Origin of the sequence: Advenella sp. S44 (assembly GCF_002810445.1) — a bacterium.
In the GTDB taxonomy this organism is placed as follows: domain Bacteria; phylum Pseudomonadota; class Gammaproteobacteria; order Burkholderiales; family Burkholderiaceae_B; genus Advenella.
The window spans coordinates 491,552-506,108 of sequence record NZ_NEXS01000009.1 but is presented as its reverse complement, the minus strand read 5'-3'; the positions used below and the strand labels follow the sequence as shown (position 1 = coordinate 506,108).

11 protein-coding genes are annotated in these 14,557 nt (G+C 56.0%); all 11 read left to right on the top strand.

The features are described from left to right. The first annotated feature begins 356 nt into the window (after positions 1–356). The 11 genes from sodC (at position 357) to CAP48_RS16115 (ending at position 14,354) form a co-directional block, all read left to right on the top strand. Entirely contained in the window at positions 357–890 is a 534-nt protein-coding gene (gene sodC, locus CAP48_RS16175; RefSeq protein ID WP_100698522.1) for a superoxide dismutase family protein, read from the top strand. Between the two features lie 136 nt (positions 891–1,026). Beyond that, positions 1,027–1,359, top strand: a complete 333-nt coding sequence (locus tag CAP48_RS16170) for a YnfA family protein (RefSeq protein ID WP_100698520.1) — start codon at positions 1,027–1,029, stop codon at positions 1,357–1,359. A 6-nt stretch (positions 1,360–1,365) separates the two neighbouring features. Next, positions 1,366–2,880, top strand: coding sequence for a patatin-like phospholipase family protein (locus CAP48_RS16165; RefSeq protein ID WP_100698518.1), 1,515 nt, complete (start codon positions 1,366–1,368; stop codon positions 2,878–2,880). A 149-nt stretch (positions 2,881–3,029) separates the two neighbouring features. Continuing rightward, on the top strand, positions 3,030–3,527 hold the full coding sequence (gene rraA, locus CAP48_RS16160; RefSeq protein WP_100698516.1) for a ribonuclease E activity regulator RraA: 498 nt from the start codon (positions 3,030–3,032) through the stop codon (positions 3,525–3,527). 294 nt (positions 3,528–3,821) lie between these two features. Next, entirely contained in the window at positions 3,822–6,149 is a 2,328-nt protein-coding gene (locus tag CAP48_RS16155; RefSeq protein ID WP_100698514.1) for a TonB-dependent hemoglobin/transferrin/lactoferrin family receptor, read from the top strand. 62 nt (positions 6,150–6,211) lie between these two features. Beyond that, the gene (locus tag CAP48_RS16150) at positions 6,212–7,264 is read left to right on the top strand and encodes a hemin-degrading factor (protein ID WP_369806368.1); all 1,053 of its coding nucleotides are present in this window, start codon (positions 6,212–6,214) and stop codon (positions 7,262–7,264) included. A gap of 34 nt (positions 7,265–7,298) precedes the next feature. Next, positions 7,299–8,144, top strand: a complete 846-nt coding sequence (locus CAP48_RS16145; RefSeq protein WP_192871347.1) for a hemin ABC transporter substrate-binding protein — start codon at positions 7,299–7,301, stop codon at positions 8,142–8,144. Next, complete coding sequence (locus CAP48_RS16140) at positions 8,134–9,144, top strand: iron ABC transporter permease (protein ID WP_100698508.1); 1,011 nt, start codon at positions 8,134–8,136, stop codon at positions 9,142–9,144. Before CAP48_RS16145 ends, CAP48_RS16140 begins: the two co-directional genes overlap by 11 nt. Then, on the top strand, positions 9,141–9,956 hold the full coding sequence (locus CAP48_RS16135; RefSeq protein ID WP_242444524.1) for a heme ABC transporter ATP-binding protein: 816 nt from the start codon (positions 9,141–9,143) through the stop codon (positions 9,954–9,956). The genes CAP48_RS16140 and CAP48_RS16135 overlap by 4 nt, the downstream gene beginning before the upstream one ends. Positions 9,957–10,773: 817 nt before the next feature. After that, complete coding sequence (locus CAP48_RS16120) at positions 10,774–13,593, top strand: aconitate hydratase (protein WP_100698502.1); 2,820 nt, start codon at positions 10,774–10,776, stop codon at positions 13,591–13,593. A 332-nt stretch (positions 13,594–13,925) separates the two neighbouring features. Continuing rightward, the gene (locus tag CAP48_RS16115) at positions 13,926–14,354 is read left to right on the top strand and encodes a GFA family protein (RefSeq protein WP_100698500.1); all 429 of its coding nucleotides are present in this window, start codon (positions 13,926–13,928) and stop codon (positions 14,352–14,354) included. The last annotated feature ends 203 nt before the right edge of the window (positions 14,355–14,557 follow it).

Here is a 14,557-nt window from a genome sequence, read left to right as displayed (position 1 = left end):
CGATGGTGCCAGTGCATTCTTTGCATCCCGGACGGCCTCGCAGATGTTCGGCCTTTGCGTCCCTTACGGCTTTACGTCTGTACCTGTCTCGTATTGGTGCACGTTTGACGTCAGTAGTCCTTTTGCGTCAGTAAATGCTTTGTCTCAATAAACGTTTGTATGAGTGCGCCTTTGCATAAGCGAACCATTTGCACCGGCTCGCCAATTGGCTAATCCGTTGGGCTGCCTTCATGTTGCCGCGGCACCGGCGTTCATGACAGATTCGCATCCAGTTATTAGCAATTGAAACATTGATTTGATCGCGGCGTTTTGGATGGTAGCCTTTTACTTTGTTGTTTTCATTCAAGGAGTACGTCATGAGACTGGAAAAACTGTTGCTGGCAGGTGTGTTGAGTGCAGGAATGGTGACTGGCGCGGTCGCCGCTGAACTGAAAGTGACCATGAATGAGGCGACCGAGTCGGGAAGCGGTGAGGCGGTGGGGGAGGTGACCGTCAGCGAGACGCCTTTCGGCCTGCTTTTCACGCCGGATCTCAAGGGGCTTAGCCCTGGTGTGCATGGCTTTCATGTGCACGAAAATCCCAGTTGTGATGCTGCTGAAAAAGACGGCAAAACGGTGCCTGCGCAGGCAGCCGGCGGTCACCTTGACCCCGACAAGAGCGGCAAGCATGAAGGACCTTACAGCGAACAGGGACATCTGGGCGATCTGCCCGGCCTGGTGGTTGCCGCTGACGGCACCTCCACTTACCCGGTACTGGCGCCTCGGCTCAAAGACCTGTCCGACGTGCAAGAGCATGCGCTCATGATCCATGAAGGTGGGGACAATTATTCGGATCATCCCAAGGAGCTCGGCGGCGGGGGCGGACGTATGGTGTGCGGCGTGATCAAATAGGGTAGCCGCGCCAGCCTGTGTCTTTTGCGTTATGCCTGGCTGCCAGGCGCTTATCCAGCAGCCACGCCATGGCTTAGACGCAACAGTACAATACGCGGTATGATCAGCACAGTTTCCATTTCATCAGGGGCGCGCTGTGCTGCGGGTTTTCTTTCTCTTTACGCTTACCGCGATTGCAGAAATCGGCGGTTGCTACCTGTTCTATTTCTGGCTGCGGCGTGACGGTAGCTGGTGGGTGCTGGCCGCGTCCCTGGTAACCCTTGTCTTGTTTGCTTGGCTGCTGACCCTGCATCCGGTGGCTACCGGTCGTGTTTATGCGGCTTATGGTGCAGTTTATGTTGTGGTGTCCGTGCTGTGGTTAAATCTGGTGGATCGCAGTTCGCTATCGGGACTCGAATGGGCCGGGCTGCTGCTGGCGCTTGTCGGAATGGGCATGATGGTGTCGGGTTGGACAATCACACATAAGTAGATCGCCATGCGGATTCACACACTGTTCATCATTTTTCTGCTGTCGTTGCTTGCGGCATGTTCGTCCCTGGCGCCGTGGCAAAATCCGCCGCTGCCACCAGGCACGATCGATACCGGCGTCGATAGCGGACGGCTCAATGAACGGACCGATCCGTCTTTTGTCTTTGTGCTTAGTATTTCCGGCGGCGGTGCGCGGGCCGCGGCATTCGGATATGGTGTACTCAAGGAGCTGGCCGATACGCAAATCCGGTGGAACGGGCAGACCCAAACCTTACTAAGCCAGGTGGACGTGGTGCGCGGCGTTTCAGGCGGCAGTATTATTGCCGCCTATTACGCACTCAATGGCAGCAAAACCTTCCCCGCTTTCAAGCAGGATTATCTGTACAAGGACTTCCAGCAGAGCCTGGTGTCTGCCATTTTGAGTCCGCAGAATTTTGCCGCAGCGGTCTCGCCCACGCTTGGCCGTGGCCATGTGCTGGCGCAGAAGCTGGATGCACTGTATGACGGCAAAACCTATGAAGACCTGTACCGCCATCCGCATGCAGACCTCATAGTACTGGCGACCGATTTATCCCAGGGCACAAGTTTTGAATTTTCTCCCGACCAGTTGGCGACCATGTGCACCGATATCCGCAAGGTACCGCTCTCGTTTGCTGTGGCCTCGTCGGCTGCCGTGCCGATGGTGCTGTCGCCATTGACCCTGAAAAATTATGCCGGACAATGCGACTACGCGTTGAACAAACGTGCTGAGGTCGCGCGGCTGCAGGGCGATTACCGAGTGCGCGCGTACCGGGAAGACGTTTTGAGTTACCTCGATAGCAGCCAGCGGCCCTATATTCATTTAGTGGACGGCGGGCTGTCGGACAATCTGGGCGTGCGCGGGCTCATGGATCGCGTCACGCTCGGGGTCGGCCAATTACGTCGTGGTCGCATTGGCCAGGGTACGGTTAAAAAAGTGGTGTTTATGGTGGTCAATGCCGAACGCGATCCCAGTGTGAATATTGATAAAAGCGCAAGTGTGCCCACGCTGTTCGATGTCTTTGACACGATCATGTTCAGCACGTCCGGTCGTGTGACTAAGCAGACCATGCAAATGGTGGAAGACGCTGGCACGCAGTGGGCATCGTTAAAAAAATCGCTCAATCCCCGGTTACAGGCGCTGCTGACGCCCGATGCGCAGTTGCACGTTGTGCCGGTCAGCCTGCGCGATGCCCCTTCGGGGCTGGTGGTGCCGCGTCGGGATCTGCTGCGCATTCCCACACTGTTTACCGTTAACCGCAAGAGTGTGGACGCGCTTATCGAGGCTGGCAGACAAACGTTGCGACAAAATCCGCAATATCAGGCACTGCTGCAAGAGCTGGGCGCCGGGCCGGCGCTCAAGTCCGTTTCCACAACTGCGTCCGTGGCTACCGATCCGGCATGGCAGTCTGCTAGGCCAACGCGGGCGCGGCAGGGCGGGCCAGCAGGCTCAGCGACGCCCGCTGTCCCTGTCGGGACCGAGACGCTTTATTCAGGCCATTAGGCGAGCGTAGCAGCGCTGGGACTGCGGCCCTGGCCAGCACTGGACAGCAGCCAGGGCGTAAAAGCGGACATGCTATGAAAACCGATGTTTTTTGTCGTGCCGATCTGGTATAACAATGGCTATTTCCATCACCTCCACGGGAGTTTGCCATGTCTGTATCACCCCTTGCCGCGCTGATCACCTGCGATATCATGGATCAGTATCCGTCGCTGCCGTCATGCGATACCCAGTTCAGATCGTTTGGGCGCCGCCGCGCCATGGCAGGCAAAATCCGCACGGTAAAAGTCTTCGAAGACAATACTTTTATCCGTCAGGTGTTATCCGAGCCAGGAAAGGGGGATGTGCTGGTCGTGGACGCGGCCGCCTCTCTGCATTGCGCCGTGGTGGGCGATATGATCGCCAAACTGGCGCTGGATAACGGCTGGTCTGGTGTAATCGTGTATGGTGCGATCCGCGACAGCGAACAGATTGACGCCATGGATTTTTGCGTGAAGGCCCTGGGCACCAACCCGCGCAAGAGCGGTAAAAACAGCCTTGGCCTGATTGACGTACCGGTTACCTTCGGCAACATGACGTTTGTGCCGGGCCAGTATCTTTATAGCGATGCCGATGGCATTGTTGTTTCTGCCGAACCCGTTTCGCTTTAAAAGATTCGTTCTTGATCCGAAGCCCGTGTTCCAACACGGGCAGCCTCCGGCCTATTCCCAGCCCATTCCCAGCCGTCCTTACCATTCTCAATGAACACCTCAGCCGCTGTGGGCCCAATCGCGCGTTTGTCGTCAATGAATGCTAATGTGATTGATAATTACTCTCATTCATAGTATTCTTCGTTTTCAGTTATTTCAACATGTATCTCCCGTTTGCCCGTTTTTTGTTCAAACGGAAGATGGCCTCGCGCTGGTATCCGGCTATGCGAAGTCCCCTAAATTTTTTCTGCAACTATGAAACACGTCTATATCTCACACTTCCGCCTGACACTGCTCGCATCCTTGCTTTGCGGCGTGGGTGTCGCCCAGGGACAGACCGCCACCGACAGCACAAACCCCAGCGTCTCATCAACCGGGTCCGTTCCACGATTGGGCGAGGTACATGCCCACGCCGAGCCTGCGGCCGCGAGCTGGGAAACTACCACCACAGCAGCCGAAATTGCGGATAAACAAATTCAGAACTGGACCGATCTCGGACGGCTGGTTCCCGGTCTGGATTTCAACCGAAGCAATAGCAGCGTCAATATGCGTGGTCTGGATGGTAATCGGGTCCGCATCCAGGAAGACGGCATCCCGCTACCCTGGCTGGATGACGGCAGCCGCGATGTCAAGGGCGGTCTGGAGACCTTTAACTTCAACACGCTTTCCTCTGTCGATGTAGTGCGTGGCGCTGGCGCAGGCGATTCCTCCGGTCTGACCGGCACCGTGATTCTGCGTGGCCTGCGTCCGGACGATCTATTGACCGACGGCAAGGACATCGGTTTGTTGGTCAAGGGCACGCACGACGGGCTCGATAACAGTGTTGGCGGCGATATGGCCTTCGCGGCTCGGCTGGGCGCTTCCACCAAAATGCTGATTCAATACGGCATCAGTACCGGCAGCGAAAGAAAAAACGGTGGAGATATCGGCGGTTACGGCCGCACGCGCACCAAGATGAATCCGGCCGATTACACCAGCAAAAATGTGGGCCTGCGGCTTGAGCACGAACTGGCGCCTGGCCACACGCTTGGTCTGGGGGCAAGCTCCTTCAGGCTGGATCGCGATATTGAGCAGATGCATGACCAGAATACAAGTACCTTTGCAATCGGCAATAATGACCTCACCGAGAGGATGAAGCGCGATCGAATCTGGGCAGATTACAACTACAAGGCAACGCAGGCTTATTCGGCGCTGGATGAGGCCGGCGTCCAGTTGTACTGGAGCAAGACCCGGCTGGAGCAGAATCAGAATGCCATCCGCAATAAAGTGTTTGATCCGCGTTCTGAAATAATACCGGGAAATCCATATCGATACGGATATCCCTACGGGCCCTACGAGCGCAATAACAGTATCGAGCAAAAAGGCTGGGGCGCCAATCTGAGCGCGGGCGGTTATTGGGGAGATGCTGCATTGCGAGGCCACTGGACCGTAGCCGGCACCTTTGCAAACGATACTTATGAGCAATATTCAGCAGGATTTGACAACTGCCCGGAAATCCCACCGGGCCTGGCTGCGCCTTTCGGCCCGCGCACCTGCGACTTCCTGCATTCCAACCAGGGAGATACGCCCAAAGTGAACAGTCGCGACTGGTCCTTGTTCGCCAGCCACGGCTTTATATGGAATGACGGCCAGTTTGAACTGACGCCGGCACTCCGTTACGACGGGTGGTCGCGCAAACCCAGGACCGGTGGCAGTTTTGCATCTAACGAGAACGGCTATGAAAGTGAACTGCTAAATCGCAGCGGTAATCAGGTTTCTCCATCGCTTGAGTTTGCCTGGAACGCTTCAGATGTGTATCGTTTCACCGCCCGCTACGGATATGGCTATCGGGCGCCAACTGCGCCAGAACTCTTCCTGCAGTATGGGTCGCCGGCCAACTACATGCGCAAGGGCGATCCCAATTTGAAGCCTGAGCGCAGCCGCGGCTGGGAGCTGGGCTTTCAGGCCAGGGGGCAGGTTGTCGGCGGTTCTTTGAATATCTTTGAGACACGCTACAAGGATTTCATTGAGAACGATGTTCCCGTCGGTCCCGATTCTCCGTTCTATGCCCTGATGCAGCAGGGTCTGTATCCCAATGGTGTCTTCACCTATGCCAATCGTGATCGCGTCCGTATCTATGGTGCCGAAGCCTTGGGTTACTGGAACATCAACGAGAATCTGTATACCCGTGCTACTGTTGCATGGACAGTAGGCAAGGATCTGGAAACGGGCCAGCATCTGAACTCGGTGGCTCCGCTCAAAGGCACGCTGGCGCTGGGCTATAAGACGCAGCAGTGGGGGGCCGAAACCGTATGGACACTGGCAAACAAGCGCGATAAAGTGGAGTATCGCGAGGCCACCGAAGAGGCCCCGAATGCTGATTTTCGGGCGCCCGGTTATGGTACGCTTGATGTACACGGCTGGTGGGCCCCAGCCAGCTTAAAAGGCGTCAAGTTCCAGCTCAGCGTGGTCAATCTGTTCGACAAGAAGTATTGGAATGCGCTTAGCGTGCCCACTGCAGGTCCTAACGCTATCCCTCGTCCGGTAGACTATTATTCGGAAGCCGGCCGTTATGTACGAGTGTCAGTCAGCTATCAGTATTGACCGACCATAATTTAAAGACTGGCCGGGCCGTCGCAAGATCGCCCGGTCAAAACCGTTTAGCTATTATAAGAGAGAGATTCATGATACAGAGCAATGATTTGAAAGCCCGTTACGATGCCTTATTGCAGGATGAGCCCAAGATGCGCATACGCAATGCCGCACAACAGCTGGGCGTGAGTGAAATGGAACTGGTTGCGGCGCAGTGTGGCGATATTGAAGCCATCCTGCTCGAAGGCACGCCCCAGACCATTTTCAAGGAACTGCAAACGCTGGGCGAAGTCATGCTGCTGACACGCAACGAATGGTGTGTCCACGAACGCCATGGCCGTTATGAATCGGTCAAGGTAGGCAATGGTCCTGTCGGCCTGGTACTGGGTGCCGATATTGACCTGCGCGTATTTTTCTCGAGCTGGAAATATACCTGGGCCGTGACGCAAAACGGTCGCAAAAGCGTCCAGTTTTTCGATAAAGCAGGCATGGCGCTGCACAAGGTGTATTGCACCGATAAATCGGATATGGCAGCATATGATGCGCTGATAGAAAAATTCCGAGCCGTCGCTCAGGAACCGGCCCCGGTTGACAACACGCCGGCCGAGCCTAAAACCTATGCCAGCGAAGTGCCAGAATCGTTGCGCAAAGATTGGCTGGCCATGACAGATACCCACGATTTTGCCGGACTGCTGAAAAAATGGAATCTGCCACGTTTGCAGGTGCTGGAAAATGCCGGGCAGGACCTGGCGCAACGCGTAGACAACGAGGCGATCGAAGTCATGTTGAATAAAGCGGCGCAAACCGACCTGGCTATCATGTGCTTTGTCGGCAACAAAGGTATTATCCAGATTCACTCGGGCCCGATAAAAAAGCTCATGCGTACCGGTCCCTGGTTCAATATCCTGGATCCAAAATTCAACCTGCATCTGAATACGACGGCCATTCACAGCACATGGATTGTGAACAAGCCGACAGAAGATGGCTGGGTGACCTCGCTGGAGGGGTTTACACAAGACGGTGAGCAGATCGTCCAGTTCTTCGGTGCCCGCAAGCCGGGTGTGCCTGAAATCAGGCAGTGGCGTGAACTGCTGGAGTCGCTGTGCAAGCAACCGTTGGCCGCGTGATGGCACTGCCGTATCTTCAAAACGGAATGAATCGATGAAAAAAATTGCCATCGCCCGTTGCCTGGCCGTGCTGGCTGTCGTCAGTTTTTTCTGTGGCGGCGCCAGCGCGCAGCAGGCCCAACGTATCGTCTCTCTTGGCGGAACGGTGACAGAAATCATTTACGACTTGGGCATGCAAGACAAACTGGTCGCCGACGACCAGTCCAGTCTATATCCCGAGGCGGCAACCAAATTGCCGCGTGTCGGCTATTATCGCGCGGTGCCTGCCGAAGGTGTACTCTCGCTAAAGCCGGATCTTGTGATCGCATCTGAAAATGCCGGCCCGGCGGCTTCGCTGGAAAAAGTTCGCTCGGTAGGGGTAGAGGTGATCACCGTCTCCGATAAACCGACGATCGAATCCCTGTATGAACGCATCGAACAAATTGCCCAGGCACTGGGCGTTCCGGAAAAAGGCAAGTTGCTCGCTACCGATATCCAGGCCAAGGTCAAGCAGGCGCAGGCTGGCACCAGTGACAGTCTGCGTACCGTGCTGATCATTAACCGCACGGGCGCCAAGCTGATGGCCGGCGGCGACACCACGGCCAGCGCGATCATGGAAATGGCCGGTCTGGACAATGTGCTTAAAGCGCAACGCGGTTACAAGCCTGTATCGGCCGAAAGCCTGCTGTCGCTGAAGCCGGAAATGATTATCGTGACCAGCGGCTCGCTTGAAGCGGCTGGCGGCATGGATAAATTCAAATCAGACCCTGCCATTGCCTTTACACCCGCCGTCAAAAACAATCGCATTGTCGTCATGGACGATTTGCTGGCGCTGGGTCTGGGGCCCAGGGTCAGTGTCGCGATTTCCCAATTGAAGGCTGCCGCCGGTCATGCAAATTAACGCTGCGCCGGGCGGGGGCAGGGTCAGAAAATCCTTTGTCATTCTGCTGCTGGTACTGCTTGGGGCAGTGATTCTTGGTAGCGTGAGCGGCGCCGTGGTTATTCCGATCCATCAATGGTGGCCGGTGCTCACGGGCGGGCAGGGCGATGAAACGCAATTGCTGCGCCAGGTTTTTCTGGACATCCGATTGCCGCGCGTTGTTTTTGGCATTATCACGGGTGCGGCATTGGCGCTCTCGGGCGTTGTCATGCAGGCGCTGTTTCGCAATCCGCTGGCCGAACCAGGTCTGATCGGGGTATCTGCCGGTGCGGCGCTGGGTGCCGTTTCGGCCATTGTGCTCACCGCAGCAGGCTTCTGGGTCATATCCTTTGCTGCTTTTGCTGGCAGCCTGCTGAGCACCTGGATGGCGTATCTGGTGGGACGGCGCTATGCCGGCGTTGCCGGATTGTTGCTGGCCGGTATCGCCATCAATGCGATTTCCGGCAGCCTGATCGGTTTGCTCACTTATATTGCCACCGATACGCAACTGCGCGATCTCACTTTCTGGGGCATGGGCAGCCTGGCGTCTGCCAACTGGCGTACGATCGGCGCGCTCGGTCCGTGGGTGATACTGATTTGTTTGTTGTTGTGCCGGGAATGGCGTGCGCTCAATGCGTTGCTGCTCGGTGAGCGCGAAGTATTGCATCTTGGGTTCTCCATGAAGCACCTGCGCCGTCGGCTGATCGTCGGCATTGCGCTTCTGGTGGGACCGCTGGTCGCAGTCACCGGCGGTATCGGCTTCGTGGGACTGGTCGTGCCACATTGCCTGCGTATGATCATGGGTGCAAACCACCGGCATCTGCTATCGGCCTCGATGGCCGGGGGCGCCCTGGCCCTGGTGTTGGCCGATTGGCTGGCGCGGGTCGTGGTTATTCCAGCAGAGTTGCCTATTGGCCTGGTGACCAGTCTGATTGGCGGGCCGTTCTTTCTGTGGTTACTGGTAAAAAGGAATATGCGATGACCGCCATGGAACAATGCATGCGCGGTACGGACCTATGTGCGACTCGCGGACGACGCCAGGTGTTGCGCAATATCTCTATTGAAATCAGACGCGGCGAAGTGCTTGCATTGCTTGGCGCCAATGGCGCCGGTAAGTCGACCCTGTTATCCCTTCTGGCGCAGGAAAGCCAGGATGCCGGCACGCACGACAGCGGCATAGTTTTTATCAATGGCCGGGACGCAACATTGCAATCGAGCCGGGAACAGGCGCGCCAGCGCGCAGTCTTGCCCCAGGGCAGCGGCCTGACATTTGACCTTGGTATCGAAGAAATTATTCAGATGGGGCTGTATCCGTATCCGGAACTGGACCCCGCACAAGCAAGCGCATTGCTGCAGCAGGTGGCGGATACGGCCGGTGTACAGGATTTGCTGGATCGATCGTGGACGACGCTTTCCGGTGGCGAAAAGCAGCGCGTGCAATTTGCCAGGGTACTGGTACAACTGCTGGCCAAGCGTGATGACCAAGAGACCCGTTATCTGTTGATGGACGAGCCCACGTCGGCGCTGGATCCGAAGCACCAGCACGAGTTTTTTCGTATCGTCTCTAACCTGGCGCACAAGGATAAAGTGGGTGTGATGGTGATCGTCCATGATATCAACCTGGCCGCCCAGTATTGTGATCGCATCGCATTGCTGGCGGACGGGGAACTGGTGGCCTGCGACGCGCCTGACCGCGTGCTGACCCGCGAGAACTTGTATGCGACTTATGGTATTTACAGCCGGACCATGACGCATCCTTTCCGACAGGACAAATTGCTGGTCGTCTGGGAATAATCGCTATACGCCGCCCGCTAACGCATATGAATATGACACCTTAGCGTTCTGTCCTGGTCACTTTTTTCTTTCCACAATGCGCCTGGCAGAACGAGCAGTGGGAGGGGCCGTTTGGCGTGCCGATGCACGCAAAGTGACATGCCAAACGGCATAAAATCAGCGCTGTAATATTTGCCCTCCCGCTATGTCCCCATAGATCTGATTATGAATCACCGGCCCAATGCTATCTGTAATAAGCATGATGGGCAGCCGGCGGGATAGAAAGCCCGTCTTTATCACAATCATGGGCTTGCCACTATCTTCGGGTTGGCCCGAGCCGGCCGGCAAGCCAAAACCAGTATGCATAATGCGACAAGTGACAGACTGGTTTGTATACCTCACCAAGTTATGGCATGATTCCTGTATGGAGCGCCGGCATCAGGGGCGCCTGTATTGCGTACGTCATTCAGCAGGACATTCAAGCGCTTTCGTTGCGGCAGGACCTATCGGTTTAGTGGATTTACCAAGGGAAAGCGTACCACTCAGTTCATTTTTCATGGCCACAAACAGGATATTGCGATTGTTGTTTTGTGCAATGCGTTCACAGTCGTGTTTGAAGGCGGTAGCCCTGGGCCTGACCTGTCGCCAGCCATGGCGGCCAATTGGGATGCACTTGCCATGATCCGGACCGTGTGCGTTTTTTGGGCGGGCGTGAGTACGAATTGGGCATCTTCATGCGGCTACCCGCGCGCGGCAGACATTAACGGCATTTATTGGCGAGACGGGTCGCAACATTATTAGCAGGCCTGGAAAATTTATGAACAAGGAGAGAAGCGTCATGAAAAGTATGGACAGTTTTGGAGCTCGCAGCGTACTGGAAGTGGGAGAAGATTCCTATCGGATTTACCGGCTTGACGCGCTAAAGGATGAAGGACTGGATGTTGCCTCGCTTCCCTATGGCCTGAAAATTCTGCTGGAAAATCTGCTGCGCACGGAGAACGGCAAAGACATTACCGCCGCAGACATCCGCGCGCTTGCCGCCTGGGATCCCGATGCACAGCCCGATCGTGAAATCGCGTTTACACCGGCCCGCGTGGTGCTGCAGGACTTTACGGGTGTTCCTGCGGTAGTCGACTTGGCCGCCATGCGCGAGGCGATGCATGCGCTGGGCGGAGACCCTGCCCGCATCAATCCGCTGGCGCCGGTAGAACTGGTCATTGACCACTCGGTCATTGTGGACGTGTTTGGACAGCCCAATTCATTTGAGAAAAACGTCGAAATTGAATATCAGCGCAATCTGGAGCGCTATCAGTTTCTGCGCTGGGGCCAGCAGGCGTTCCAGGACTTCAAGGTCGTGCCGCCCGGAACCGGCATTGTCCATCAGGTCAATTTGGAACACTTGTCGCGCGTGGTCTTTACGGCCGATGCCGATGACGATGGTATGAAAGTGGCTTACCCCGACACCTGTGTGGGTACGGATTCTCATACCCCAATGGTAAACGGCCTGGGCGTCGTTGCGTGGGGTGTAGGGGGGATCGAAGCCGAGGCGGCCATGTTGGGCCAGCCGATTTCCATGCTGATTCCCCGTGTGGTTGGCTTTAAGCTGACCGGATCGCTGCCGGAAGGCACGACCGCGACCGATTTGGTATTGACCATTACCGAGATGTTGCGCAAGCACCGCGTGGTAGGAAAGTTCGTCGAATTCTACGGGCCGGGCGTCGCTGCTGTGCCCCTGGCCAATCGGGCAACTATCGGTAATATGAGCCCGGAATATGGCTCGACCATCTCTATTTTTCCAATTGACGCGGAAACCCTTCGTTATCTGGCGTTCACGGGCCGCTCGCCCGAGCAGATTGCACTGGTTGAAGCCTATGCCAAGGCGCAGGGACTATGGCATGATCCCGAGGCAGAGCCACGCTATTCAGAAAAACTGGAACTGGATCTGTCCCAAGTGGTCCCATCTATCGCTGGACCCATGCGCCCGCAGGACCGCATTGCGCTATCAGACGCCAAAACGTCCTTTCGTGGCGCACTCTCCGCATCCATTGGGGAGCCTGAGAATGACCCCGATGGCTATGACAAAACCGTAGAAGAGTCGTTCCCTGCTTCGGATCCGCCGGCGCATGAAGAGGGCGAATCAGCCAATGCTTCGCCCACCGATCATGTGGAAGAAGCGCCCAAAGACAATAGCCGTGCACGCGCTCCGATTCCTGTTACGTTTGCCAACGGTGAGCGCGGGCATATTGATCACGGCTCGGTTGTGATTGCCGCCATTACTTCCTGTACCAACACGTCTAACCCGACGGTGATGATCGCAGCGGCGATGCTGGCCAAGCGGGCTGTGGAAAAAGGCCTGAGTCGCAAGCCGTGGGTCAAGACCAGTCTTGCGCCCGGCTCTCGCGTGGTGACCGACTACTATGAGCGTGCAGGTTTGACGCGCTATCTTGATGCTTTGGGATTTAATCTGGTGGGCTACGGCTGCACAACGTGCATCGGTAATTCCGGCCCGCTGATTCCGGAAGTGAGCCAGGCGATAAATGACAACGATTTGTCGGTGGTGTCCGTGTTGTCGGGTAATCGGAACTTTGAAGGCCGCATTCATGCGGAAGTCAAGATGAACTACCTGATGTCGCCGCCGCTGGTGGTCGCTTATGCGCTGGCAGGCACTATGGATATTGACCTTTTTAACGAACCGCTGGGGCAGGGCAGCGACGGGGAAAACGTTTACTTGCGGGATATCTGGCCATCAGCGGCACAAGTGCAGGAAGTCGTAGACAGCGCAATCATGTCCGACATGTACACGGGCGGCTATGCCGATGTCTTTGCGGGTGACGAACGCTGGCGTGCTTTGTCTACGCCTGAAGGCGAGCGCTTTGAATGGAACGAATCGTCTACTTACGCGCGCAAGCCGCCGTATTTCGACAACATGGGACGCGAGCCCGAACCGGTCTCGGACATACAGGGGGCCCGTGTTCTGGCCATGCTTGGCGATTCGGTCACAACCGACCATATTAGTCCGGCCGGCTCCATTGCCAGAACGTCTCCGGCCGCAGCCTATCTGACTGAACACGGTGTTGAACCGAAGGATTTCAACTCCTACGGATCGCGGCGCGGAAACCATGAAGTCATGATACGCGGCACCTTTGCCAACGTGCGACTACGCAATCGCCTCGCACCGGGCACCGAAGGCGGCTTTACCAAAGACTTTACACGCAGCGACGAACCGGTGACGACGATTTTCGAGGCATCACGGTCCTATATCAGCAAAGGCATACCTCTGGTCATTCTTGCGGGCAAGGAATATGGTTCGGGTTCATCGCGCGACTGGGCGGCAAAGGGTACTGTGTTGCTTGGGGTGCGGGCGGTCATCGCCGAGTCCTATGAGCGCATTCACCGCTCGAATCTGTTGGGCATGGGCGTGCTGCCACTGCAATACCCAGAAGGGCAGGACGCAGCCACGCTTGGCTTGACCGGAAAAGAACACTTTGACATTACCGGTGTCGTGACGCTCAATCAAGGTATCACTCCGGCAACGGTTCGTGTGCAGGCCGATGACATCGAGTTCGACGCGATTGTTCGCATTGATACGCCTAGCGAGGCTTCCTATTATCGCCATGGTGGGATTATGCAATATGTTCTGCGCAGTCTGCTTGACTGATCTTTTCTATCGGGTATTAGCCGGCCACGCCTTCCCAGAATTTGCCGGGCGTGGCCGGCGCCCGTCGATCAAAACGATACGCCTGGAGCATGAATCATGAGCGACACGATTCACAAGCATCACGATCGGCGAGAAGAACGATCAAGAAAAACAAGCCACAAAAAAAGCCACAAAAAAACGGGTCACAAAAAAACAATGGACGAGCAACAGAATTGACGGACAACAAGCTTACCGATTAGGAACCGTGATCGACCAACAGTTTAAATCGCCCAAGACCTGTGATCGACAATAGCCTGACGAAATTTGGGCTTGGCCCCTCTAAGGAGAAGGCATTGAGCGTTGTAAACATCAAGGGCGCCTGTCATTGTGGTGCAGTCCGTTTTACCGTCGCACTTCCCGAGGGCCTGCCGCAGGTCAGGCGCTGCAATTGTTCGTATTGCCGAATGAGAGGCGTGGTCGTGTGCACAGCTGGTCTTAACGATATTACCTACCAGAGCGGGGAACAATGGCTGACGCGCTATCAGTTCAATACGATGACCGCTGAACACTATTTCTGCTCTCGCTGCGGTATCTATACCCACCATCGTCGGCGATCAGACCCCGCGCAAGTCAGTGTGAACGTGGCGTGCCTGGAAGGCGTGAGCCCATTTGATTTTCCTTGTGTGCCCGTCGAAGAGGGAGGCAGTCATCCACTGGACGATCCCGCAGCGGCAACTTTGGCGGGCACCTTGAATTATGTGGCTGCCCGAAACGGAAACTAGTTGTGTGTCGTCCCAAAACAGACACATCGATGATGTGGTCGCTCAAAACAGACATTAAGTGATGTCGGTGTCCGAAAAACAGACTAAGCCAGCTCGACGAGTAAAGCCGGGCGCCGCAAGTGGTTGACCAATTTCAGGGAAGCATGGGCGCAATTACCATTGCGCCTGTAATATACGTTTGCGATGATTAGCTGGAATCAGAA